This window comes from Shewanella sp. SM21 (assembly GCF_025654335.1).
In the GTDB taxonomy this organism is placed as follows: domain Bacteria; phylum Pseudomonadota; class Gammaproteobacteria; order Enterobacterales; family Shewanellaceae; genus Shewanella; species Shewanella oncorhynchi.
This window is the reverse complement of the sequence record NZ_JAKKRL010000016.1, coordinates 27,060-51,868: the sequence shown is the minus strand read 5'-3', so window position 1 is coordinate 51,868 and position 24,809 is coordinate 27,060. Positions and strand designations below refer to the sequence as shown.

Below are 24,809 nucleotides of genomic sequence, written 5' to 3'. Positions count from 1 at the left end.
ATTCACCGACATATCCCCTGTGGTCGCAAACCGCAGGGGATATTTTTCTACCTCTTTCCTCCTCTATCTTCTTTTACCAACTTTTCTTCCACGTTCGTGGTGTTATGTCCTCCCATAGGTCGTCAATGGAAATACCTGTTGTCGAAAATACCACTCACAGATCTGCGCGAGTGAAACTAGGCTAGGCGCAACTTATGTGTGAGATGGCTAACGGGGTGAGTTATATGTTTCGATATCTATTGTGCAGTTTTTGTCTAGTGCTTTTGTACCCGACAGGGATAGATATGTACTTGGTCGGTTTGCCGCAAATTGCGCAGGATTTAGGGGCGAGTGAGGCGCAGCTGCATATTGCTTTTTCTGTGTATCTTGCGGGAATGGCAACCACTATGCTGTTTGCGGGGAGCTTAGCCGATAGGATTGGGCGTAAACCCATTACCTTGTTTGGCGCATTGCTGTTTGCTATTGCCTCTTACTTTGCCGGTAGTGCGCAAACCAGTGATCTCTTTTTAATGGCACGCTTTGCACAAGGCATTGGTGCGGGTTCTTGCTATGTTGTGGCTTTTGCGATTTTGCGTGATGTATTAGACGATAAGCGCCGAGCAAAAGTGCTCTCTATGGTCAATGGCGTGACTTGCATTATCCCAGTGATAGCACCTGTGATAGGCCATTTAATTATGCTTAAATTCCCATGGCCTAGCCTATTTAACACTATGGCGGGGATGGGATTAATGGTATTAACCCTGTGTATTTTTGTATTGCGCGAAACCTATCCTAAACCGCAATTTCACACCACAGTTGAGTCGGGTGGATATAAAGAATCCTTTAAACAGCGGTTTTTTCTCAGTCGCGTGGTGATAACGACTTTAGGTGTTACCACGATTTTAAGCTATGTAAATGTCTCTCCCATGTTGATCATGGGGCAGATGGGGTTTGACCGTGGGCAATATTCCAATACCATGGCAATGATGGCATTGGTGAGTATGTTAGCCTCATTTTCGACGCCCTTTTTGCTTAACCTGTTTAAAGAAAAATCGTTAATCTTGTTCTCTCAGACATTATTTGTCGCAGCGGCATTGGTGTTTATCTTGACTCAATTGGGCGGGGTTAGTCAGTCATTCAACCTGTTAGGTTTTGCTTTTGTTTGTTCCGGCTTTTCGATTGGATTTGGGGTCACCATGAGTCAGGCGCTGAGTCCATTTGTTACTCGTGCTGGAGTTGCCAGCTCGTTACTGGGAATTGCCCAAGTGTGTACTTCAGCTTTATATATTTGGGTGATGGGTCTGCTCGAAGTGAGTGCGATTAATATATTATTAGTGATCCTCGCTGTCGGTGCGCTGGTGAGCATTACACTGATCTTAGCGGTTCCTAAATTGCCGGAAATTGTACTTAATGACCAAATCCCTGAGTCGGCTCGATCTTAACTTATTGTTTATTTTGCAGCTTTTATTACAGGAGCGGAGTGTCTCTAAGACTGCCAAAAAGCTCAATGTCACGCCATCCACTGTGAGTAAGTCGCTGGCCAAATTACGGGATTGGTTTGACGATCCCTTATTTGTCAAAACGCCGCAGGGATTTCAGTTAACGCCATTGGCTCACGGTATGGAGCAGGAGTTATCCGAATGGTTGCAAATGGGTAAGCAACTGATGGCTAAGCGCGGTGACGAGATGACCAAAGGGCTCACCTTCGAGTTAATGCTTGAGTCGCCTTTGTTGCTTATCATGCTTAATGAGCTGACTCAGGCCATTTATACTCAATACCCTGATGCAAAGGTGAAGGTACGAAATTGGGATTACGATTCACTCGAAGCGATTGTGCGTGGTGAAGCTGATATGGGGTTTACCGGCCGAGAAAGTCATCCACGTTCCAAGGAATCCCTTGATTTATTACCCTATTTTATCGATTTTGAGGTTTTATTTACCGATCTTCCTCAGGTGTATTTGCGCCGCGATCATCCCGCCTTGCAGGAAGAGTGGAATATAGACACTTTCTTAAAATACTCGCATATCAATATCTTGTGGGAAAAGAGCGAAACCTGGGCCTTAGATGATGTGCTTATCGAGCTTGGTCTGAGTCGTAATATTGTGCTGACCTTGGCCAGTTTTGAGCAGTCACTGTTTGTCGCGGCAGAGCCTCACCACAACATGATGGCAATTGCGCCACAATATTGCGAACAATATGCTTGCCAATTACACCCTGACTTAGTCAGTCGCCCCATCCCGTTAAGCGACGAATATCTTGATAAACTCGCCATTCCTTTTACCTTGATTTGGCATAAGAGAAACAGCCACAACCCCAAAATCACTTGGCTGCGAAACAAGATAAAAGCCATTTATCAACAGCATGATTAAGGCTGTTATTTACTGCATTAACTTGTTTGGGTAATACCCAATTGCTGACAAATATGTTGGATACAAAGTTCTCGTTGTTGGCACCATAGCCCGTAGCTGACGGGGATAAGTTTAATGCCCGCGCGCTGTAAGAGTTTATACAGTTCAATATCGAAAAAGTCCGCCCAAGGTCCTGGGTAACCGATTAAATCTATTGCTAAATATTGGTTACCATAGCGACATAAAATATCCAGTTCTAGCCCCGCCATATGGTAGGCGCGCCAGACTGTTATGCCTTTTGCTTCAATCGCCTGCGCCACCGACTGGCCGAAGCTATCGAGGGCATCGACATAATTGTGCGCCGCTTGAAATTGGCCCGCCGATGCTAAGTAAGTTGCCAGTAAATTATTGTTGGGGAGCTCATGCGCTTGTACCGATAAAAATAGCCACTGCATTTGTTTAGCGCGGGTGATCGCGACATTGAACATATCGGCTCGATTTAAATACACAGCGGCGCGGCTGTCGTTGGCCGTAATGCTAAACGACAGCAGCATAATATCGCGCTCTTCCCCTTGAAAACCAAAGGGCGTGGCAATCCGTAATTGGTGACGCTCGAGCTGTTGTGCGCTAAAGCGTGCGAGGATCTGCTGGGATAAATACTCCGTCTGATTGCGAAAACAGGAGAGTACACCAATACTGGAAGGCACTAATACATTCTCTTGTTCATCAATCAGTTGAGCTAACTTTTGAATTAATGCCTCAGCTTCTATGGCGTTAATTCCCTTACTATCACGGCTGCCAGTAACGTGGACTCGGTGTAAGTGCCCTGAACTTGTGCAAGGTCTGTGCTGCATAATCTTCAGCATGCCTTGATAAAACTGCTGATTACTAAATTGGATCAGCTCAGGTTTACTCCGAAAATGCTCATTTAAAAATACCACTTGGGATTGGCTCGCGAGGGATTGTGATACTAAGTCGAGGATACTGGCATCACGGTAGCTCATTAGGCCGCGGCAATCTGGGGCAAGTCCGAGTTGAGTCTGGATTTGGGTTTGTTTTGCGCGGGATAAAAACGAGAAATGGCGCAGTTGTTTACTATCGCCCACCACCAATGCCGCCTTTGCTCGCTGCAAGGCGGGTAAACATGCGGCAATATTGGCTTGGGTGGCTTCATCAATAATTACTAAATCAAACATTTGCTGCTCCATAGGGAGCACTTTATGTAAGCTGGCAAGGCTAGATAACCAAATGGGAAAGGTTTGTTTTAAGGCATCAAAATCCGTCTTGTAGAAGCCGTCGAGTTGCTTAGCGGACTGCCGAGCGCGTAACGCACTGGCAAAACTCACCAATGTACTGCGCTTATTTTTGAGTAATTGGTTTAATCGATAGTGAGTGGCCAATTGTAAGTATTTGAGGCTTAAGTCTTCTTTTTGCGCGATGAGGGCCGTTAATTTATCGAGTTCATTCCATTGCTGGGCAAACCTTTTTATACTTGCATGGTAAGCCCAGTTGTAAAATCCTAAGCGCCAACGGGATTGTCCTTGTTGTAAGGTCGCCAGTTTTTGGCCGCGACGTATGGCATGGCGACAATGACGTATAAAGCCCGCTTCCATCTTGACTTGCTGACGAGTCACAGTATTAAGTTGTTGTTTTGCATTGAGTAGCAACCTATCCGAGACGGCTTCATCAGATGCAGGGTGCTGACCATGGAGCATTTCATCAATCTGGTTTTTAAGGACTTTTATAAACTGCGGCGAGCCTGCTCGAATAAGACTGCTCCCAAGCTGGAACTGTTGCTGTAACTTGTCGGCAATCACATCAACAGCAACATCGGTATGGGCGACGATAAGTACCGATTTACCCCTTAATACCTGCTCCGCCGCCACAGTGGCTATGGTGTAACTCTTACCTGTTCCCGGTGGGCCTGAGATCTGCCCCAAAGTATGATTGGCCGCAATCTTTAAGGCCTGAATTTGCGCGCGGCTTAACAGCCCTGGAAGATAAGCCTCTTGCGTGTTTACACTGGCGCTTATTGATGTTGTTTGTTGTGTTTCTGCGAATAGCGCTTTAAGCGGTGCTGATGGTTCAGGCGCTGTCATTAGTTTGTCGAGTTCGTGCAAAATGCCGCGGCTTGCGATCGAACGTTCTGCCAAAATGATTTGGCTTCGACTGACAAGAAACTGCCCACGTTTACGGCATAAGCTAGTGAATTCAGCCTCATCGATCAGCTTGGGAAAATGCAATAAATGACTGGTATCGACATCGGCTTGGCCCGCCCGCAGCCAAGATATCCAGCCACTGACATCCGTTGGATTATCGCGTAAATCTTGGCTTAGGCTATGTCCTTCAACGACTAATTTTTCTAATAGAGCTTCATTGATAGTGAATGGTCCGCTGCCAGCTAGAGTGTTATTGCTCTCTAGGTAGAGATTATCGCCGTCAGCCTGTAATTGGCATTCGCGATAAAGGAGTGGTGTCACGACTTTTCGTTTTTCGCCATTAAGGTCGACTGTGCCGCAGAAAAACAGACAGCAGTGCAATAATACCTTTTCGCGTAAATACAAAGCGCTACGTGCTAGTAATGCACTGGCGGGAGCAAATGGCACTGGCAAGCGGGGTAGGAAGCCACTGCTTAACTCGTCTTCATGTTGGAGTAATAGCTGATCTTGCTCGGCAAGCTTGTGGCTAGACCAGAGATTGATTTCAGCACTATCGTGTTGAAAACATTGTTTGTAGTAGTTGAGAATCCCTTGCAAATCCTATCCATCCCAAAGGCTTAATTGGCGATGCGAGAGTAACCTAATCGCATTAGTCGAACAAGGTTTGTACCGTCTGAAGATAGTTTATCCATAGTCGCTTTAAGCCTAAAAGAGAGGTGTTCGATAGAACAGTCATTTTCCACTGGAGCAGAATTTTTGAGAGTCGAGCAAAAGTATCAGCAGCCGCATTTGTATCAATTAAGGGCCTGAAAAGTGTGGTTTGTATCACTTTTTGGTGTGTTATTGAAATGTTTGTTAAGTGTTTGAGTTTGTAAAATATTTGTTTTTGTTTTTAGTGGAAATTGCCATTGTTGTCATTGTATAACTGCGTAGATTGAACTGAATTTTTGTCTGCTAATGAGGGAAACAATGATAAAAAGTAAGCTAAAGGGATTCGCTGCGGTGGCTGTTGCCTGTTTAGCGGTAACGGCATGTGGCTCAGATGATAATAATGAAGAGGGCACAGATCAAAATGCCACCTATGTGCAATTCTATAATGCTTCAGCTGGAAGCACTGCTACTGCACTCAAAGTTGCCGATAAAACCTATGAAAGTGTGATCTATGGGGACACTATGCCGCGATTTACGTCGACGGCTGGCGTAACTGCGATTGAAGTGATGGCTAAGGATGCCTCTGATAAAGATATCTCTATTTATAAAGAAAATATCGATTTGAAAGTTGCAACGGACCATTTCTTTGTATTACATGGTGATTTTACCGAACCTAAATTACTTAATATCAACTATTCTCGCACTGAACTCGATAAGCTCAACGAAGTGGCTGAAAACAGTAAAATGCAGCTCTTGATTGCCAATACTGCTGTACATGCCCAAGCCTTTGACGCTTATGTTTCTAAGTCGACCCAAACCTTTGCCGATGCCGTGATGTTAGGCAGTGTGGCCTACGGTGAAGTGTCGCAGCCACAAGTGATGGATACGGGTGAATATAAGGTTTACCTCGCACCAGCGGGAACAACCAATGTTTCTTATACAACTGCGAACATTAAATTCAGTTCTAAGGTGCCTTATAAGCTGATCATCCGTGAAGGTTTTGGTGCTTCGGATTCAAAAATCACCTTGGACAGTGTCGATTCAACCACCAATGTTCGCAATCATGTAGCATTAGAAGCGAGTGTCGATTATCGCGTCTTTAACGGTTTAGGTTCGCACATTATCGATGTGAAAGTGGCTAGCAGTAAGCAAGATACTCTGTTTAGCGAAGTGCCATCTTTTGGGGTGACTAGCTATCAAGGTGCTGAGTTTAATGATTTTGGTGTGAGTGTGTTCGACCACAGTACGCAAAATAAATTGCTCGATAACGTGTTGATCACCCTTAACCAAGATGAGATTAAAACCATCTTCATCTATGAGCAAACGACCGAGCAGGGCAGCCAAGTGAAGGCGATGGAGATGAAGCAAACTAAGACGCCAAGTCCCTATAGCTTTAAGTTCGACATTGTGAGTTTTGCCGATAAAAGCAATCTAACCGTGTATTTCTTAAAGGCAAATGACACGATTGAAACGGCTGTAAATAAGATCACCGCAGTCAATCCTGCGAGCCCTCAGTCAGTGACTGTGCCAGCTGGCGAATATTCTATTAAGGTTATCGCTGTGGAAAACGGTACTAAAACCGTTGTCTATGCATCCGATTTAATGGATTTCAGCAATGAAGATAATGTGACTATGGTGCTGAATAAAGATCCTTCTACTAGCTTTGGTTATAACTTGATTAAGATCTAACCGCTAAGGTGAGTGAACGGCTCTAATAAAACAGCGCTACTTAGGTAGCGCTTTTTTTTGGCTGTTTTTTTGTGCTCGTTTTAGTGGGCTTAGTAGATTGAGCATTATTGTCTTAGCATTCACTTTTTATTGATTGTGGCTGCGGGGTTAATGTAGGCTGATCGGCAAAAATTAAGCCGAGCATTGCTGTGGTGTGAATAAGCTGTGATGTGAATAACGCGAGCAATATAGGAAAAGGAGTTCACTGTGATGAGTAAAGGATTTAAAGACGGTCATTTCCAAATTGGTGAAGGCAGTATTAGCGGTACTATAGCGTGTATGTTAGCGATATTATCGTTTCTGGGCGTATTGGCGTTTCATTTTCCCGAATATCTCACCACTCCTGAATTACGTCAAAGCTATAGTGTCGATGTTATTCGCAGCTTAATATTTGTCGCCTTAGTGGTGTCGGGCAGTTTAGGTTTATTGAATTTTATTCGAAATAAAAATAAGCGTTTCGGCTTTGTGGCTTGGGTATTTGTGAGTTTAGCGATTGCCTTTGGTGGTCATCAAGTTGAGGTCGAGCCTTTTGCTAATCATAAGGTCTCACTGGGTTTAGATTGGTTTATTTTAGACTTATTAGGCTCAACCTTAATTTTCATTTTTATCGAGAAATGGCTACCCCATAAACCAGAACAAGCAATATTGAGACCCGAGTGGCAAGGGGATTTAAACCATTTTTTGGTGAATCACTTAGCGATTGGATTTGTATTATTGGTGGCAAACCAATTTGTGCAGTCGACCTTTTCTTGGGCTATTTCCAGCACAGTGCAAAGCTTTATCGCGGGTCTTCCCTTTGTGTTGCAACTGTTGTTGATTTTATTGGTCGCCGATTTAATGCAATATGCGGCGCACCGTGCCTACCATGAAATTCCTTTCCTGTGGCGCTTCCATTCGGTGCACCATAGCGCGAAACATTTAGATTGGTTGGCTGGTTCAAGGCAACATATGTTTGAGTTGATTGCTACCCGTTGTTTAGTGCTCACGCCGATTTTTATCTTGGGATTCTCCAAAGACATCATCAGTATTTATGTGATTATCGTTGGGGTGCAGGCGGTCTTTAATCATGCCAATGTGCAGGTTAACTTTGGCTGGCTACGTTACTTAATTGTCAGTCCGCAATTCCACCATTGGCACCATGCTTCTGATAAGGCGGCAATCGACCGTAACTATGCTGCCCATTTTTCTTTTTTAGATTACCTATTTGGGACTGCAGTTCGAGGTCAGAAAGAGTGGCCAGAGCAATATGGTGTCGTGGGCGATTACATGCCTGTTGGCATGTTTAAGCAGCAATTGTATCCCCTTGGTTTAGCGAAGAAAGACACAAAATAATGGCGTGCAATTAGAATGGTTTGTTTTGGAATGATTGTCTGGGAGTATTGATTAGGTCAACTGAGTAGTGGCGGTTAACTCTGACACTGGATAGAAATAAGCCCAACACAGCGCTTGGGAACCGCGCTTTGTTGGGCTTATTGCCGTTCAAACTACAATCGTTATTCGGAAATTTTCAGTTCTTGGCCTGGCTTAATAATGCTTTTACCATTGAGTTGGTTCCACTTCATTAAATCGGCCAGTTTAACCTTATTCTTACGGGCGATTTTATCCAGCGAATCACCAGATTTCACCTTGTAAGTGGTCGCTTTTACTGCAGGTTTATCGGTCGATGTTGAGGTAGTCGCTTTAGCTTTGGTCGACGACTTATTGCCCACTTTTTTATCTGTCTTCGCCTTGGCTTTAGTGGGTTCAGGCTCATTATCATTGCCCGCCATTGGCGTTAACAGTGTGAGCTCTTGGCCGATTTTTAGGCGGTCAGATGTCAGATTGTTGGCCTGTTTTAATGCTTTCACTGACATATCAAACTTGGCTGCGATTGTGCCTAGGCTGTCACCAGATTTGACGATATAGCTTTGGCTGTCATAGCGTTTTTGAGCGTAGAGCTTGTCCTGATTTTCCTGATAATGACCTATGTTTTCCAGCGGTAAGGCGATTTGATATTTGCCTTTGCTGGGGATTACACCTTGGCGAAAGCCTGGGTTATAGGTTTTAAATTCTGCTTTGCTAAGTCCTGCTGCATTAGCAATCTGGCCAATATCTACGCCATTAGGTGCTGGCACTCTTTCCAAGAAAGGGCGGTTAGCAATAGGGGGGACTTTTAAACCGTAGTGGTTGGGATTTCGAATAATCTGAATAAATGCCAGCCACTTAGGGACTGTTTGTACTCGCTTAGCGGGGATGCCCAGTGACCAAAAGTCCGTAGGTTTACCCTTGGCTTTGTTTTTATCAATGGCGGCTTTGATCACTAGCTCACCGGTATTGTAGGCGGCGACGGCGTTGATCCAGTCTTTGTCTAAGGTGTCGTATAGGTGCTGTAGATAGTCAAGCACTGCATCGGTTGAGGCCAGCGCATCTTTACGACCATCGTAGGCAGAATTCACTGTTAAGCCAAAATTACGTCCAGTAGCAGGGATCATTTGCCACAGTCCTGCGGGGCCGTTAGCTTGTGCTAAAGGGTTATAGCCACTTTCGACTATGGGCAATAACGCCAATTCTAATGGCATGTTACGCGCTTCTAGCTGGCTGACTATGTAATACAAAAATGGCTCGGCGCGATCGCCAACCTGATTCATAAATTTTTGTTTATCATCGAAAAAGTTACGCTGTTTACGTACTTCGGCATCATCATGGACGTCAATGGTATTGGCGTGTTGGATCTTTTCCCATACATCGCTGTACTGCTCAACCACTTCGGGTGGTGTTTGATGCTGTTGTGGCGAGTGGTGGTTATCATTACTGACATCACTTGCTGTGGCATTGAATTCAGTGGTTGATGGGCTTGCTGATGTCGTAGCGCAACCGCTCAGTAGGGCCATTAGCATGGCAAGCATAAGCACTGTAAAAGAGTGCGTTTGGCGAAAATGTGTCCGCATGATTGTCCTGTGATGAGTTGACTGGGCATTCCATATTGGTGCACATGCTAATCTGTTTTCGAGTTTCTGGATAGCTCCCCCAAGTTTTACCTATCGTATCAAAGTTGTCTTAAGGCCGATTGTGCCGCCCTTTGATTGCAGATCCTGCGTTTAGCTTTGTCGATTTATACGCTACCATAGCCGCGATTTTTCATTAACTTGGGTAGCAAAGTGCAGACGTTAGCGCAGTTAAGGGCAGGGCAGTTACAAGGGATCACACGTTTACAATTGGTTGAGGATTTAACCGAGTTCCCGCGGGAGATTTTTGATTTAGCCGATACCCTCGAAATCCTCGATTTATCGAATAATCAACTGAGCACTTTGCCCGAGGATTTACACCGCTTATCGCATTTAAAGATAATTTTCGCCTCGAATAATCGCTTTGAACATTTGCCTGAGGCATTAGGGCGCTGCACAAATTTAGAGATGATTGGCTTTAAGGCCAATCAAATCAAAACAGTGACTGCTGCGGCATTACCGCTGCAAACCCGCTGGCTCATCCTAACCGATAACCTCATTGAGACATTGCCTGCGGCCATGGGCGATTTACATCGTCTGCAAAAATTAGCTTTAGCGGGTAACCGTTTAACAACCTTGCCCGAGTCGATGGCCAATTGCCGCAACTTAGAGTTAGTGCGTTTATCGGCCAATCAACTCCACGCACTGCCAGCTTGGTTACTCAGTTTGCCCAAACTGACTTGGCTCGCCTTTGCGGGAAATCCATTCAGCCATACCTTAGTCGATCCCCATGCCGATGTGGCCACAGTGGCGAATGTGACTCTGGGTGATATCAAGTTGGCTGAAAAGCTTGGCGAAGGGGCTTCAGGGGTCATTTATCGAGGCCATTGGTTGAATCAAGCCATGATAGCCGCGACGGGGTCGGCGCAGATTGCGGTAAAACTCTTTAAGGGTGAAGTGACGAGCGATGGTTATCCCGCTGACGAGTTAGATTGCTGTCTCACAACGGGTGATCATCCCTGCCTTATTAAGGTCGTGGCGCATATTAGCCAAAAAGATCAATTGGGTTTAGTAATGGAACTAATTCCGCCAGGGTTTAGTAACTTAGGGCTACCACCAAGTCTTGTCACCTGCACTCGCGATACCTTTAAAGACGGTAGCCAATTTCGCCTTGATAAAGTCGCCAAAATCACACACCAGTTGGCCGATGCGATGGCGCACATGCATGCCAAACAAGTAAGCCATGGTGATGTCTACGCCCATAATATTATGGTTAATCAACAGATGAGCTTATTGTTTGGGGATTTTGGTGCGGCATCAAACTTACGCAATCTATCGACAGCAGAACGCTTAGCGATAGAAGCTATTGAAGTGCGGGCGCTTGGTTGCTTGATTGAAGATCTATTGGCCTATGTGGATGCATCTGCCTATATGAGTGCCTCGATTGGCCCTCTGTACTACACACAGTTGAGTGCGATTAAAGACGAGTGCATGCAGTTAGATGTGGCTCAGCGCCCCTGTTTTGCAGACGTGAAAAAGGCCATCGGAGCCCTGCTAAAAGGTAAATAGTGGCTTGCTAACCGGCTGGCTCTAAACTTGTTTCAAGTTTGCTGTGTTTTATGGTTGTTTGTGTGATTTAAGTGCTCACTATTAAGTTTATCGTTAAGTTATTGTTTTGTTTGGTTGTGTAACCGAGTTTTTACTGGCACTGACTGGGATTAAGCCTATAGGCTGTATACCCAAATAACCTCAAATTGCTGAAACAGGCACTTTGGGGGGACTTGGTATTAGTTTTGGGTTCAATCCGGTTTGCTGTTGTCGGATAGGATGTCCGTTGAATAGTAAGAACGATAGGTTTGCATACTATGTTTACACGAACGCTGTTTACACAAAGAGTAACTGAACGAGCACGCAGTGCATGCGATATTTCATTAAAAAGCCATCCCCATCATCTCCCAAAGGCGCCCTTATTCGCGCCTTTGCCGTTTCTACTGGCGAGTGTTTTCGCTTTAGCCCCTATGGCCGTGATGTCGGCGGACAAGGTCGACATCATCCCTGTGACGGTCGAGGCCGTTAAAGAAACGTCCTTTGCCGATGTAGTGAATGAAGTCGGTAAAATCAACGCTATCGATTCAGCCACGCTGAACTTTAATGCTAGCGAAAAAATTAGCGCGATTCATTTTAGTAACGGCGACAAAGTGACTAAAGATCAAGTGATTGCCGAGCAGGACAACATTAAAGCCAAGGCTGATTTAGACAAAGCCAAGAGCACCTTAGCACTGGCTAAAACTAAGCTGGAGCGTATCGAAGATTTACTGATTAAAGAACCCTTCGCGCTTGCTAAGCAAGATGTGGATGAGCTACGGGAAAATGTGAATCTGGCCGATGCGGATTTTCGCCAGAAACAAGCCACCATGAACGATTACCTGATCAAGGCACCCTTCGATGGTCAGTTGACCAGCTTTAGTCAGTCTATCGGCAGTCAAATTGGTGCTGGTACGGCCTTAGTCACCCTCTATAGTTTAAATCCGGTCGAAGTGCGCTATGCCATCAGTCAGAAGGATTTAGGCAAGGCGCAAAAGGGCCAAAAGGTGAATGTGACTGTTGAGGCCTATGGTAATAAGGTATTCAAAGGGTTAGTTAACTATGTTGCCCCTGCGGTAGATGAAAGCTCAGGTCGGGTTGAAGTGCATGCCGCCCTTGAAAACCCTGAGTTTAAGCTTGCTCCTGGCATGTTCGCCAACATCAAGCAGTTCTATAGTCTAGGGATTAAACGTCTGTTAGTGCCGCAAAATTCGATTATTGCCAATAACGATGAACGTTTTGTCTGGCTAGTGCAGGGCGATAGCGTAGTAAAACAAGTAGTTAAACTCGCTCAAAATACGAATGACGGTTATGCCGTCGTGACTGAAGGTTTAGCCGAAGGCGATTTAGTCGTTAAAACGGGTATGCAAAACCTCAAGTCCGATAGCAAGATCAAAGTCGTGCAGGATAGAAACACTGCAGATAAAGCGGCAACATCAAGCGCTGACAAAGGTGCTGATTCAGGCGCTACTCCAAATATTGAGGTGGCTGAATAATGCGTTTACCCGAAGTCTGTATTCGTCATCCTATCTTCGCCTCCGTACTCAGTATTATGGCTGTGTTACTGGGCTTGATTGCCTTTCAAAAACTCGATATCCAATACTTCCCTGAGCATACCACCCACTCGGCATCTGTGAATGCGTCGATTGCAGGGGCGAGCGCCGATTTTATGTCGAGTAACGTGGCCGATAAGTTGATTGCTGCGGCTTCGGGCATAGATAAAGTCGATACCATGTCGACCGACTGTAGCGAGGGGCGTTGCTCATTAACGATTAAATTCAATGATGACACCAGCGATATTGAATACACCAACTTAATGAACAAGTTGCGTAGCAGCGTCGAAGGGATTAACGATTTCCCCCAGAGCATGATAGATAAGCCCACAGTCACTGACGATACTTCGGCCACAGATTCTGCCAGTAATATCATCACCTTTGTGAACGCGGGAGGCATGGAAAAGCAGGCTATGTATGACTACATTAGCCAGCAGTTAGTACCGCAACTCAAACAAGTTCAAGGCGTTGGTGCTGTTTGGGGGCCCTATGGCGGCTCACAAAAGGCGGTCAGAGTCTGGCTCAATCCTGAACAAATGAAGGCGTTGAATATTAAAGCTGCCGATGTGGTGGGCACGTTAGGCTCTTACAATGCCAGTTTTACCTCGGGTGCGATCAAAGGTAAGTCGCGGGATTTCTCGATTAACCCTTTGAATCAAGTTGAAACGCTTGAAGACGTGAAGGATCTGGTGATTAAGGTCAGCGAGGGTAAGATCATCCGCGTGTCCGATGTTGCCGATGTGGTGATGGGCGAGGAAAGTCTGTCGCCGAGTATGTTGTCTATCGGTGGACATAGTGCAATGTCATTGCAGATTTTACCGCTGAGCAACGCTAACCCAGTGACAGTGGCTTCGAACATTAAAGCCGAAATTGCACGCATGCAAAAACATTTACCCCAAGGCTTAGAAATGAACTTGGCCTACAACCAAGCTGATTTTATTGAAGCCTCCATCGACGAAGGGTTTTCTGCGTTGATTGAAGCAGTGATCTTAGTTTCGCTGATTGTGGTGTTATTTTTGGGTAGCCTGCGGGCGGCATCGATCCCCATTATTACCATTCCCGTGTGCGTGATTGGGGTGTTTGCTGTGATGTCGGCGCTCGGATTTAGTATCAATGTGTTGACTATTCTGGCGATTATTTTGGCCATTGGCCTGGTGGTGGACGATGCCATTGTGGTGGTCGAGAACTGCTATCGCCATATTGAAAACGGTGAAACGCCTTTCAATGCGGCGATTAAAGGCTGTCAGGAGATCATTTTCCCTATCATTGCGATGACGTTAACGCTCGCCGCCGTGTATCTGCCGATCGGATTAATGTCGGGCTTAACCGCCGATCTGTTTCGGCAATTCTCCTTTACCTTAGCAGCGGCCGTGATGATCTCTGGCGTGGTGGCGTTGACTTTGTCGCCTATGATGAGTGCCTATCTTATCAATACTACTGAGCAACACCCTAAATGGTTTAGTCGAGTCGAGAATGCGCTGCAGCAGTTAAATCATTTGTATATCAATGAGCTGAATAAGTGGTTTGTCCGCAAGCGTTTGATGTTTGGCGCGGCTGTGGTTTTGGTGGGTCTTGCGGGTATTGCTTACTGGCAATTACCCAAAATACTCTTGCCTGCGGAGGACTCTGGCTTTATCGATGTGGCGTCTAATGGCCCTACCGGTGTCGGTCGGCAGTATCATCTCAATCACAATGCTGAGCTTAATGGTGTGATGGACGAGCATCCTGCGGTAGGGGCTAACTTGTCCTATATCGAGGGAGAGCCAGTGAACCATGTGCTACTCAAACCTTGGGGTGAGCGCAGTGAGGGTATAGATGATGTGATCAGCGATTTGATTACAACATCAAAGGAAAACGTTTCTGCCTATAACATGTCGTTTAGCATTCGCTCAGCGAATAATCTCAATATTGCCAATAATTTGCGTTTAGAGCTGACGACCTTAGATCGGAATAAGGACGAACTCAGCGAAACCGCCGCCAAAGTGCAAAAATTACTCGAGGATTATCCTGGCCTGAATAACGTGGGCAACTCAGTGCTTAGGGACCAACTACGCTACGATCTGTCTATCGATCGCAACGCCATTATCCTCTCAGGTGTGAGTTATGGTGATGTCACTAATGCACTTTCTACCTTTCTTGGCTCAGTGAAGGCGGCGGACTTACATGCTACCGATGGTTTTACTTATCCTATTCAAGTGCAAGTAAACTTAGACAAACTGAGTGATTTTAAAGTGTTGAATAAGCTGTATGTCACTTCAGAATCAGGGCAAGCACTGCCATTGTCGCAATTTGTGTCGATTAAACAGACCACGGCAGAATCTAACATTAAGACGTTTATGGGTCTTGATAGCGCTGAATTGACGGCAGATATTATGCCCGGTTATTCAACTGATGAAATCAAAACCTACTTAGATGAACAATTGCCGACATTGCTTAATGATGCCCAAGGCTTTAAATACAATGGTGTGGTGAAGGATCTTATGGGTTCGCAGGCGGGCACTCAGTCGCTATTCTTGCTGGCATTGGTGTTTATCTATTTGATTTTGGCTGCGCAGTTCGAAAGTTTTGTCGATCCCTTAATTATCTTACTGACAGTGCCCTTGTGTATTGTCGGTGCGTTATTGACCTTAGCCTTGTTTGGCCAGAGTGTGAATATCTATTCGCAGATTGGTTTATTAACCTTAGTGGGGCTAGTGACTAAACACGGTATCTTGCTGGTGGAGTTTGCCAATAAGCAACAAGACCAAGGTTTGAGTGCGATTGAGGCGGCGCGAAGCAGTGCCAAATCTCGTTTAAGACCGATTCTAATGACGTCTTTAACCATGATTTTAAGTGCGATTCCTTTAGCCTTGGCATCGGGACCGGGCTCGTTAGGATTAGCTAACATAGGTTTAGTCTTAGTCGGAGGTCTGTTAGCGGGCACTTTCTTCTCGTTATTTGTAGTGCCTGTGGCCTATGTCGCTATGGCGGAATTGAAGGCCAAGGATGTGCTTGCTAGACTGCGAAGTGCTTAAGTTGAGTTTTATGTGCTGGGTTTATCGCCCCTAGGCTGACAGGCATGGGTTCAACTTGCCTGTAAATACGTTATGATTTAAGCCAACGGCTAAACGCGTTGGCTTAATGATCTTTGTTGTATTTAAGCGAGTGTTTAAGTGCGAGTGGATTTGCCTCATCAGCAACGGAGAGCTGGCATTATGAGTTTGTTACATTGCTTTCATAGGGCTTTTTTATATTTGGCTTGCTCGGCTGGATTGATGTTTGCCTCTCCCGTCATGGCCTCTTTTTGGGATTCTTTATTTCGTAGTGAGTTGCCCGTCGATCAAGTGACTGCACCTGTAGACAGTTCGCGTTTCGAGTTCGTTGGTGTATTACCTGCTAATACGCAATTAGAACTTGTCGGTTATTACGTCTCATCTGTTTGTACTCGAAAGGAAATCCGTTTTCCCAGTGGTGATATTGCTAATCCCTACCGCGCGACATTCGAAGAAACCTCAGTGCTGCGGCAAGTGATTAGCAGTGGTAGCAAAGCGAGTGAGTTTTCGCTGCCCTTAGCTTTGAATGGTGGCGGCGATTGTCTGTGGCGGCTTGAGGATTTAATGCTCGATGTGACAATACTGCCGAACCATCCGTTGTGGCAAAGGGCTAAAGCACTTAAACAACAATATCTTGCTAAGTTGCAGCGCACTTCTGTTGTGGATGCGGCACAAGTTGCTAGCCAAACTACGTTGCCGACTCAAGTGTCACCCCACGATGATTTTTATTTAAGTCATGAACTTAATATCGATCCTATTTATGCGGGTAGCGAGGCGGATAATTCGTTGCTTGCGACTACGCCTTTATCTTTAGCGCCAGTTTACTATCCAGTATTTATTCATTCTCCTAAGGAAGACAAACCCTTCGAGGCTAGGCTGAAAAGTAGTTTGCAGCAAATTTCTAGCCTATGGGCTAGTCCTTATACTCAAGCGGTTCGTCGCGGTGATGAGACTGTGATGCGGGTGAATTTTAATCCACAGATTGCCGAACAGTATGAGGTCAATGTTTGGTATCAGCCTGATACGGTTGAGGTGAATTATCCCGATGGTACTCAATATACTTATGCTAACGGTGATGTGAAATTGTATGCCTATGGTAAACCTGAATCACAAATCAATACCTTAGCTCAGAGTTCAAAGGCTGCTGATAAACGATTGTTAGCACGTATCTATGAGCTTGGGCACGCCTTACCCAAGGATAAAATTAAGGCACAGAAATATTACCGTGAAGCCGCTGAAGCTGGCGATATTGAGGCGCTGCATTGGCTGCGAGATCAAGCGGGTTACGCGGGGCGTGCCGATGAAAAGATCTATTGGCTGGAGCGCGCCGCAAGCTTTGGCGATAATGCGGCAAAGCTTGAGTTAATCCGTTTACCTTTATCGGTTATTGAGCGTGGCTTGGTTAATACAGGTGCGGATAAGGTTCGTGAAACGCAAGCATGGCAGCAGTTAAATCAGCTAGTTGACCAAGGGTTGCCTGAGGCAAGAAGTCTGATGGCGTTTTATCAAGTGTTATCTTGTTCGCCCTATTTTAATGCTACAACGGCATTGGAAAATTATCGCCAAAGCGTTAAAGCTCAACCTGATTTAGCGCGAGATGCCGCCGAAACCTATTACTACTTTAAAGAGGACTTTGAGCAGAGCGAGGAGTTTTGGAACATTGCCGCCGAGCGAGATCTTTACTCCGCCGCTGAACTTGCCAATATCCTGTTATTGGAACCCTATCGAGATACGGTTAACGCGAGATACTGGTTAGAAAAAGTGACAACCTTGGGTGCCAAACAAGGCTTGCAAGCGGATATTCTAGGCAATGCTTACTTCCAGTTCGCAACCCTGTTAGATAAAGGCGAGGGTGGACCGGCCGATGCAAAAGCAGCGTTAACGCTTTATCAGCAGAGCATTGAAATGGCAGAGCGGTTTTCAAACGACTATGCAGCAAGGGCCAAGGAGAGAGTGCAATTGCTCGAAGGGATGCGCTAATAACGTATTGCCGCTAAAGACTCTATGACGTCAGTGTCGCTTATTCAGCTTATCTTCAATAAAAATCCCTGCAGAAGCAGGGATTTTGCTATTTATTCAAATGCTTGATTTATGCGTAATGGCTAAAACTGCTTACTTAAGCGATGCAAGTCATCAAACTAGCGTAAATCAACCTGCAGTGCGACTCCCGCACTCTGGGGCTCACTCTGCACTGTGATGTAATACCAACCCACGTTTGGTGCATTGACTGTGATACTTTCCCGCGTGTTGGCGGGTGTCACAGAGGCTGCATCGAAGTGTTGAGCATTCGCCCAAGTCGTCCCCGAAAACAGGCTAACATCACCACTGCCGTGGGCGGAGTTGATGCTTAGCTGATTAGTTCCCTCTGGTACCCAAAGGTAATAATCGTTGCGCCCATCGGCGGTGCAAATGGCTTTGCCAGCACTGAGCTCACCATAACTTAAGGGTGATTGCGTCGCGCAGGCGTTGGCAATGAGCACCGGATCGGGTGTGTTACTCGTGCCTGTGCTTAAGGTCAGTGTTACGCCGCTAAACTCAGTGGCAGTATCAATCGTGATATAACGCCAGCCACGATTGGCGCTGAAGCTAAGCGATTCTTGATTTCCTGCTTGAGAGCTCTTTGCATCGGCATTATCTGCGTCGGCCCACTGACTGGCATTGAAGTAAATATTGGCATCCCCAGAGCCGCCCTTAGTGGTGATAGTGAACTGGGTATCATCTTCCTCAACCCAGAAGTAGAAGCTGTTACGCCCGCCACTGATGCACTCATTTTTGCCTAGGGTGAGCTTACCGTAATCTAAGGTCGCTGCGCCGCAATTGGCTGGTGGCTCAGGATCCACGCCGCCATCCCCCAGATCGGGGTCGATATCAGCAAATAGCTCAGTGGTGCTGACTTGCATATCGACGCCGCCAAAGTCCCCCGATAAGGTAATGTAGTGCCAATACTCGTTAGGGTTTAACTGCACCTTAATCACTTGATAATTACCATTACCGATACCAGCGCCTTGGTTTTGCTCAGGGCTTGCCCAGCCTCTAGAATCGAAATAAATGTCGGCATCCCCCCAACCACCGCCAATCTTGATCCAAAGCTCTTGGGCTGTGCGATCGGTATTGGTGAAGCTGAAACTGGCGCGGCCGAGTTTTGAATCGATACATTCCATCGGCACATCAATTTTCAGGCTGGCCGATTCTGTGTAACGGTAGGCTTCGTTAGTCACTTGGCAAGGCGAGTAATCCTTACTGATAGTGCCTGCTGGTCCTGTCCAGTTGCCTTCGCGGCCACTAGGCTCAGCGTCGACATCACTCGGGCCCTTATCGACTATGCCATCGTCAGCCGTGCTTAAACCACTGGCGAGCCAACCCTGCCATTCGTTATCGTAACGTGTGCCGATATTATCCATAAAGGCTTGATATTCTGCATATTGATCGTTGCGTAGGTAGGCCAGAATCTGTCTCACATCGTCCCTGTGGTGTTCAAACATGAAACGCACCGCCAGATAGCCCCAGCGATAGATGCGGTCTTGGCCAGATTCATAGTTGTTTTTGAAGATGGTCGATAACATAAACTCACCGGTTTCGCCCATGGCAATTGCCGCAGGGTTTGCGTCACGGTAAGAGATGTATTCCGCGAGGCCTTCAATCCACCAAATGGTATTGGCCGAAGTGCCACGACTAAAGTCACCAAACAGGTTATAGCGTCCATCGAGGTAGTGTACGTATTCGTGTTGCAGGTTCCAGACGTGGAAATCCGGCGTGCGCCATTCGGCTTCATAGGCGATGAAACGTGCCTGATTTTTGAGTCCGGCGGGTGAGCCTTCTAAATACATGCCGCCATTGTCGGTACTGATACCAAATATACTGTTGGCTAAGGATTTATACTCAGACGAACTGCCGAAGATCACTAGCTCTAAGTCATCGTTGTTATCCTGCCCCACGGGTTGCATGCCCGTTTCGAGTTTACTGTGGAAATAACTTTCTTGGCTGGTTAGCACATCACAGGCCCACTTGGCTTGATCTTGATAGAGATCTTGGGCGCGGATCTTGAGACTGTCGGAGCATTTCCAATTAAAAGGTAAAGCATCGGCTTCTAACTGCGCCTTAAAACCACAGATATTGTAATCGTTACAATGGCTGCGATCGTAATAGTCTGCCATTTCTGCCGCCGCGTACCAAAGCACTTTGCTCGGTTCGGTTTTGCTGGTGCTGCTGAGGATGTTTTTGACCAGCTGGGTCACTCGCGGGCGCATGGCATCAATGTAATACAGCCTAGATAACTCTTTAACTGAGTTGACCAAAAGGTACTCTGCATTGGTGCCTAACAAGTTGCGATGTTCGAGTTGGAAGTTATTCAGTGCATCTAAAATCCCTTGATCACGCGCGAACAGCGCCTGCATGTCATCATTCCATTGGGCGCGGAATAAGGTGGTAAACACTGAGTTTGCTGCGGCGTTCATGGCGAAACTGGCTTGCCAGTAAGCGTCGTAGTCCGTAAGCACTTTGATAGTGACATGATTAAACTCGGCGCCGAGCTCGGCTGAGTCAATCAGGATTAAGGCTTCTTTCAACACGCCAGCATTGTCATCGGAGACAGTCCAAATCGCAGCGTTCGCAAATAACGCATTAAGGGCAGATTTTAAGCTGACCTTAGCAGCATTGCTGTAAGCGGGCACATCATTTGGGCTGTAAAACTGCACATAAAGGGCCGCGCGGACAAAGTAAATATGGGACTCAAGATGCTGAACATCGACCCCAGTGTAGTCCTTGGCTTTAGCGGCAATGGCATTAGCCACACTGATCACATTGGCCTCGCTAAATAGCGCGGTCGCAGCACTGCCTTTGAGGCTATAGAGCTTACCGACGCATTCGGGTGTCGATTGGCTCAGTTCATTGACTAGTGCCTGACCTGATTTCCCAACAAAGTCACTGCAGTCGCTGACTTGCATCGCGGCGCTACGATTCTGCAACTTAAGTGGGGGTTGCTCCGAGACCTCTATCTGACGTTTTTGGCGCGAATGAATCTTAGGCTGCTCTGTCATCGTCGGATCATTGGGGGATGCCATCAATGGCGTCTCCCGTAGCAGTGGTCTATGTGATTCAATTAAGCTAATTGGTGCAGAGGGCGGTGGCGGGACGGGTTGAGCTGGTGAACTGTTTGGTGTGTTGTTGCCTAATGGGGGGCTTGCATGAGTGTTATGGGCAAGAACGGGAGTTGCAATCGCTAAGCTAATTGCTGCGAAGAGTAGTGTGTTTTTCATTGTGTATCCGTAGTTATCTAGTCTGCAAAGCAGATCTTCCTTGGGCGTTATTTGATGCATTTAACACAGACTTGCATCAAACCTCATTGGATTATTTGCGTGATAACAATAGCGCGACAAACATCGCAGCCAGCAAATAATGCCTCAGAATAATGGCTGTAAGTTTTTAATATATCTAGTATTTGTCATAATATTTTTTTGACACATCTTTTCTGTTCAGCTTAGGTTCAGCTTTCAGTTCAAATGGTTAACGTCAGCCGCTTGATTTAGTGCGATGGAATATAGAATGGAATAACTGTGGCTATTTGGCTTGAAATTGCGCTAGCTTAGCCGCATTAAGGTTTAGCAAACGAACCGTTTAAGCATAGCAATCTGCTATTAGGTTGGTGCCATTCTCACAGGAGCTTTTATGTCAGCTTTACCAAGCGAGTACACCCATATTCATGTTGAGCAACCTGGGGCGCCCGAGGTGATGCGGCTATCGCGCTCGCCTTTGCCTGTCCCTGCGGCGGGGCAAGTGTTGATCCGCGTACATGCAGCAGGAGTGAATGGCCCAGATGTTAAACAAAGGGTGGGCGCGTATCCACCGCCACCGGGTGCATCACCGATTATTGGTCTTGAGGTTGCTGGGGATATTTGTGCCCTCGGTGACGGCGTGAGCCAATGGCAAGTTGGCGATAAGGTATGCGCCTTAGTGCCGGGCGGTGGTTATGGCGAGTATGCGCTTACCTATGCGGCCCATTGTTTGCCTATTCCAACGGGCTTTAGCTATGTGCAGGCAGCTGCGCTGCCAGAAACCTTCTTCACCGTATGGGGTAACCTGTTTATGCGTGCGGGACTGAAAGCGGGCGAGACGGTACTGATCCACGGTGGCTCAGGTGGCATTGGTAGTACGGCTATTCAGTTGGCCAGTGCGCTGGGTTCAAAAGTGATAGCGACTACGGGACAGGATGAGAAACGCGATTATTGCTTGAGTCTTGGCGCCGCTGAAGTCATCAACTATCGTACTCAAAACTTTGTTGAACCTGTGATGGCACTCACTCAAGATAAGGGCGTAAACGTGGTATTTGATATTGCGGGTGGCGATTTTATCAATCTCGACTTACAAGCCTTAGCGATGGACGGGCGTATGGTGTCGGTAGCCATGCAACGGGGGCCTAAAGCCGAGGTTGAGATTTTCCGCCTGATGGCAAAACGTATCATGTGGACAGGGTCGACCCTAAGACCGCAGAGCGTGGAGGCCAAAGCCGCCATTGCCGTTGAATTATTGGAGAAAGTTTGGCCGTTGTTAAACGCCCATAAAATTGTCCCCAACATTTTTGCAACCTTTCCATTCGCACAGGCCGCTAAAGCCCATGCTTTGATGGAGTCGGGTGAGCACAGGGGCAAAGTAATACTGACTGTCATTTGAGCTAGGCATACTTGGTTTTGCAGCGACATATTTGCTTTAAGTCGCTGCCATTCGAGTCAATCTAGAAGACATTCTGACATCATAGTGGCTTAGTCATTGTTCGGTAAATATGAGTTTGTAGCGCTGTAATTAAATCCTCATGGATAACCTTGATGGTTAACTTTACAGCAACCTCGAATTGTTAACGTTGATGACTCATCAAACACCATAGATATGATTGCTTTTTCTTGGGAATAAAACTTGCCGCGTCGATTTTTTAGACTAAAGTCGTTAATGATTAAACTTTTTGGGTACTTTGGCAGAAATTAATACGTAATTAGTGAAAATTTCATGGTATGAGGCATTGATTATCGGAAATATTCTGTAAAAATACCCAGTTGAAAACGTCAGAGACTTTCAGGCGCTATTCGTGGATCAAAGCAAGCGATGCTTCGCTTATTCAGGCTAAAAAACTCATGGTGTATGTGTTGATTTAAGGGTATTAGCATATATGTATAACACAGCAAAGAAACAGGTTTGGTATGGTGAGCTGAGAACATCGAAAGGCAACGCGATTGTCGTCCATGACAACCAGCTGCCCGATGCCTCCCCAGGACGTATCTACCTATACAATACCGATCGCGATGCGATCATTGAGTATGTGGAAGATATAGTCAAAGTGAACCTATACGACTTAGATGAGGCTGCGTTAAAAGCTGCTGAGGCTAAGTTTGGTGGTGCATGGAAGGCGGCAAGATCTCAATTTATGAGTAAACATCAAGCTCGCATTGACTTGAACAACGTGAAGGAAACTGCGCCTGTACGTAAGGCGAAGCCTGAAGTTGAACCAGAAGTCGAATCTGATGCCGTTGGCGTGGATTTTGACGATGATTGGGGCGATGATTTTGATGATTAACACAGTGTCGGCCTAAGGGCTAACACTGTGAGTGTAAGGAATAAAGTAGTGTTTATTTTATTCCTTATCGCTTTATTTATTCCCTTCTGCTAAACCGCGCTTTTCCTCGTTTTCTCAATTTTTATTGCGAATTGCTACGCATCGGTATCGAACTGATAACGACTGATGTGGTGATAAACCTTGCCTGGCATTAACCAAACGTCATCACCAAAGCGCTCGCCTTGGTTCGGTGAGTCTGGCAGCATCTGCGGCTCTAAACACACAGCATGATGTTGATTTAATACCTGTTGATTGCGACCTACTGTGCCATTTAAAAAATTAGCACAGTACAGCTGCACACTCGGTTGATTAGTATAAACCGTCATAGCACGACCGCTAATGGGGCTGCTTAAACAGCCAAAACGGGCGAGTGAGCCATCGGGATTATTCATCATATAACAGTGATCATAACCGCGAGTGCTTGCGAGTTCAGCGGCATGCAGCTTGTCACCTAAGCGTATTGGTTGACTTAAATCGAAAATCGACCCAGTTGTATCGGCAATCCCAGTGGGAACACTGACATCATTCATGGTGAGATAGCGCTTGGCATCGATTTGCATCAGATGCTCGTGATTGGTCTCTGAGCCATCGAGGTTGAAATAACTGTGCTGGGTGAGGCTTACGGGACAGGCTTTATCGACCGAGGCTAAGATTTCTACGTACAAATTATTGCCTGCGAGACGGTAATCCAGCTGAACTGTGCAATTACCGGGGAAGCCCATGTCGCCATCTGGGCTCATTAAGGTCAAACGCACACCATCGGGGAGTTGACCTAGTTGCCAGTTTTTACGATTAAACCCTTCACGGCCGCCGTGTAAACAGTTAGTCGCTTGGTTGACATCTAACTGATAATCATGACCTTGATAGTGCATTTTGCCGTTAGCGATGCGATTTGCAAAGCGGCCTGCAATGGCACCTAAATGAGCCGATTGGGTCAAGTAATCTTCGGCGCTATCACAACCTAAAACGATATTGGCACGTTCGCCGTGTTTATCAGGGGTCCACAGAGCGCGGATAATACCGCCTAAGCTGATGACTTCTAATGCGAGTATGCCATTGTCGATCCGAACCCGTTCGATTTCACCGCCGCGGGGATCGGTCCAAGGATCCAAAACACTGAAACGTACCATTTAGCTTCCCTCTGTGTTGAATATGCTCACTGCTTATTGTGTTAAATGAGTATGTTAACCCTATTATTTGCCATCAACAGCATAAAGTTCAGTGATGAATTCGTATGTTATCGACGGTGT

Annotated in this window: 14 protein-coding genes; 10 read left to right on the top strand and 4 right to left on the bottom strand. The window is 46.2% G+C overall.

The features are described 5' to 3' along the window. The first annotated feature begins 224 nt into the window (after window positions 1-224). Complete coding sequence (locus L5L94_RS18585) at window positions 225-1,421, top strand: MFS transporter (protein WP_263164492.1); 1,197 nt, start codon at window positions 225-227, stop codon at window positions 1,419-1,421. Further along, the gene (gene yidZ / locus L5L94_RS18580) at window positions 1,390-2,349 is read left to right on the top strand and encodes an HTH-type transcriptional regulator YidZ (protein WP_263164491.1); all 960 of its coding nucleotides are present in this window, start codon (window positions 1,390-1,392) and stop codon (window positions 2,347-2,349) included. The genes L5L94_RS18585 and yidZ overlap by 32 nt, the downstream gene beginning before the upstream one ends. A 17-nt stretch (window positions 2,350-2,366) precedes the next feature. Here the strand turns inward: yidZ and L5L94_RS18575 are convergent, their stop codons facing one another. Next, on the bottom strand, window positions 2,367-5,084 hold the full coding sequence (locus L5L94_RS18575) for a DEAD/DEAH box helicase (protein ID WP_263164489.1): 2,718 nt from the start codon (window positions 5,082-5,084) through the stop codon (window positions 2,367-2,369). Between the two features lie 372 nt (window positions 5,085-5,456). Here L5L94_RS18575 and L5L94_RS18570 point away from each other — a divergent pair, with 372 nt between their 5' ends. Beyond that, window positions 5,457-6,827: a DUF4397 domain-containing protein gene (locus L5L94_RS18570; RefSeq protein WP_113940022.1), complete on the top strand. Its 1,371-nt coding sequence runs from the start codon at window positions 5,457-5,459 to the stop codon at window positions 6,825-6,827. Between the two features lie 249 nt (window positions 6,828-7,076). Then, entirely contained in the window at window positions 7,077-8,198 is a 1,122-nt protein-coding gene (locus tag L5L94_RS18565; protein ID WP_263164487.1) for a sterol desaturase family protein, read from the top strand. 161 nt (window positions 8,199-8,359) lie between these two features. On the opposite strand, the gene L5L94_RS18560 is transcribed toward L5L94_RS18565, so the two are convergent. Continuing rightward, window positions 8,360-9,793 carry a LysM peptidoglycan-binding domain-containing protein gene (locus tag L5L94_RS18560; RefSeq protein ID WP_263164484.1) on the bottom strand — a complete coding sequence of 478 codons (1,434 nt, stop codon included), beginning with the start codon at window positions 9,791-9,793 and terminating at the stop codon, window positions 8,360-8,362. Window positions 9,794-10,003: 210 nt separating this feature from the next. On the opposite strand from L5L94_RS18560, the gene L5L94_RS18555 reads away from it, so the two are divergent. The 4 genes from L5L94_RS18555 (at window position 10,004) to L5L94_RS18540 (ending at window position 17,939) form a co-directional block, all read left to right on the top strand. Beyond that, complete coding sequence (locus L5L94_RS18555) at window positions 10,004-11,359, top strand: leucine-rich repeat-containing protein kinase family protein (RefSeq protein WP_173497149.1); 1,356 nt, start codon at window positions 10,004-10,006, stop codon at window positions 11,357-11,359. A gap of 296 nt (window positions 11,360-11,655) precedes the next feature. Beyond that, window positions 11,656-12,870, top strand: a complete 1,215-nt coding sequence (locus tag L5L94_RS18550) for an efflux RND transporter periplasmic adaptor subunit (protein WP_173497150.1) — start codon at window positions 11,656-11,658, stop codon at window positions 12,868-12,870. Further along, window positions 12,870-15,941 carry an efflux RND transporter permease subunit gene (locus L5L94_RS18545; protein ID WP_263164481.1) on the top strand — a complete coding sequence of 1,024 codons (3,072 nt, stop codon included), beginning with the start codon at window positions 12,870-12,872 and terminating at the stop codon, window positions 15,939-15,941. Before L5L94_RS18550 ends, L5L94_RS18545 begins: the two co-directional genes overlap by 1 nt. A gap of 180 nt (window positions 15,942-16,121) precedes the next feature. Then, window positions 16,122-17,939, top strand: a complete 1,818-nt coding sequence (locus L5L94_RS18540) for a sel1 repeat family protein (protein WP_317629652.1) — start codon at window positions 16,122-16,124, stop codon at window positions 17,937-17,939. Window positions 17,940-18,097: 158 nt separating this feature from the next. Here the strand turns inward: L5L94_RS18540 and L5L94_RS18535 are convergent, their stop codons facing one another. Further along, window positions 18,098-21,214 (bottom strand): M9 family metallopeptidase, encoded by a 3,117-nt coding sequence (locus tag L5L94_RS18535; protein WP_173246999.1) that lies wholly within the window; start codon window positions 21,212-21,214, stop codon window positions 18,098-18,100. 409 nt (window positions 21,215-21,623) lie between these two features. Between L5L94_RS18535 and L5L94_RS18530 the strand changes: the two genes are divergently transcribed. Together L5L94_RS18530 and L5L94_RS18525 are read left to right on the top strand one after the other, a co-directional pair. Continuing rightward, window positions 21,624-22,625 (top strand): NAD(P)H-quinone oxidoreductase, encoded by a 1,002-nt coding sequence (locus L5L94_RS18530; RefSeq protein ID WP_173246996.1) that lies wholly within the window; start codon window positions 21,624-21,626, stop codon window positions 22,623-22,625. Window positions 22,626-23,115: 490 nt separating this feature from the next. Next, entirely contained in the window at window positions 23,116-23,520 is a 405-nt protein-coding gene (locus L5L94_RS18525; protein WP_105251357.1) for a hypothetical protein, read from the top strand. A gap of 134 nt (window positions 23,521-23,654) precedes the next feature. Here the strand turns inward: L5L94_RS18525 and L5L94_RS18520 are convergent, their stop codons facing one another. Continuing rightward, on the bottom strand, window positions 23,655-24,689 hold the full coding sequence (locus L5L94_RS18520) for an aldose epimerase family protein (protein ID WP_173246993.1): 1,035 nt from the start codon (window positions 24,687-24,689) through the stop codon (window positions 23,655-23,657). Between the last annotated feature and the right edge of the window lie 120 nt (window positions 24,690-24,809).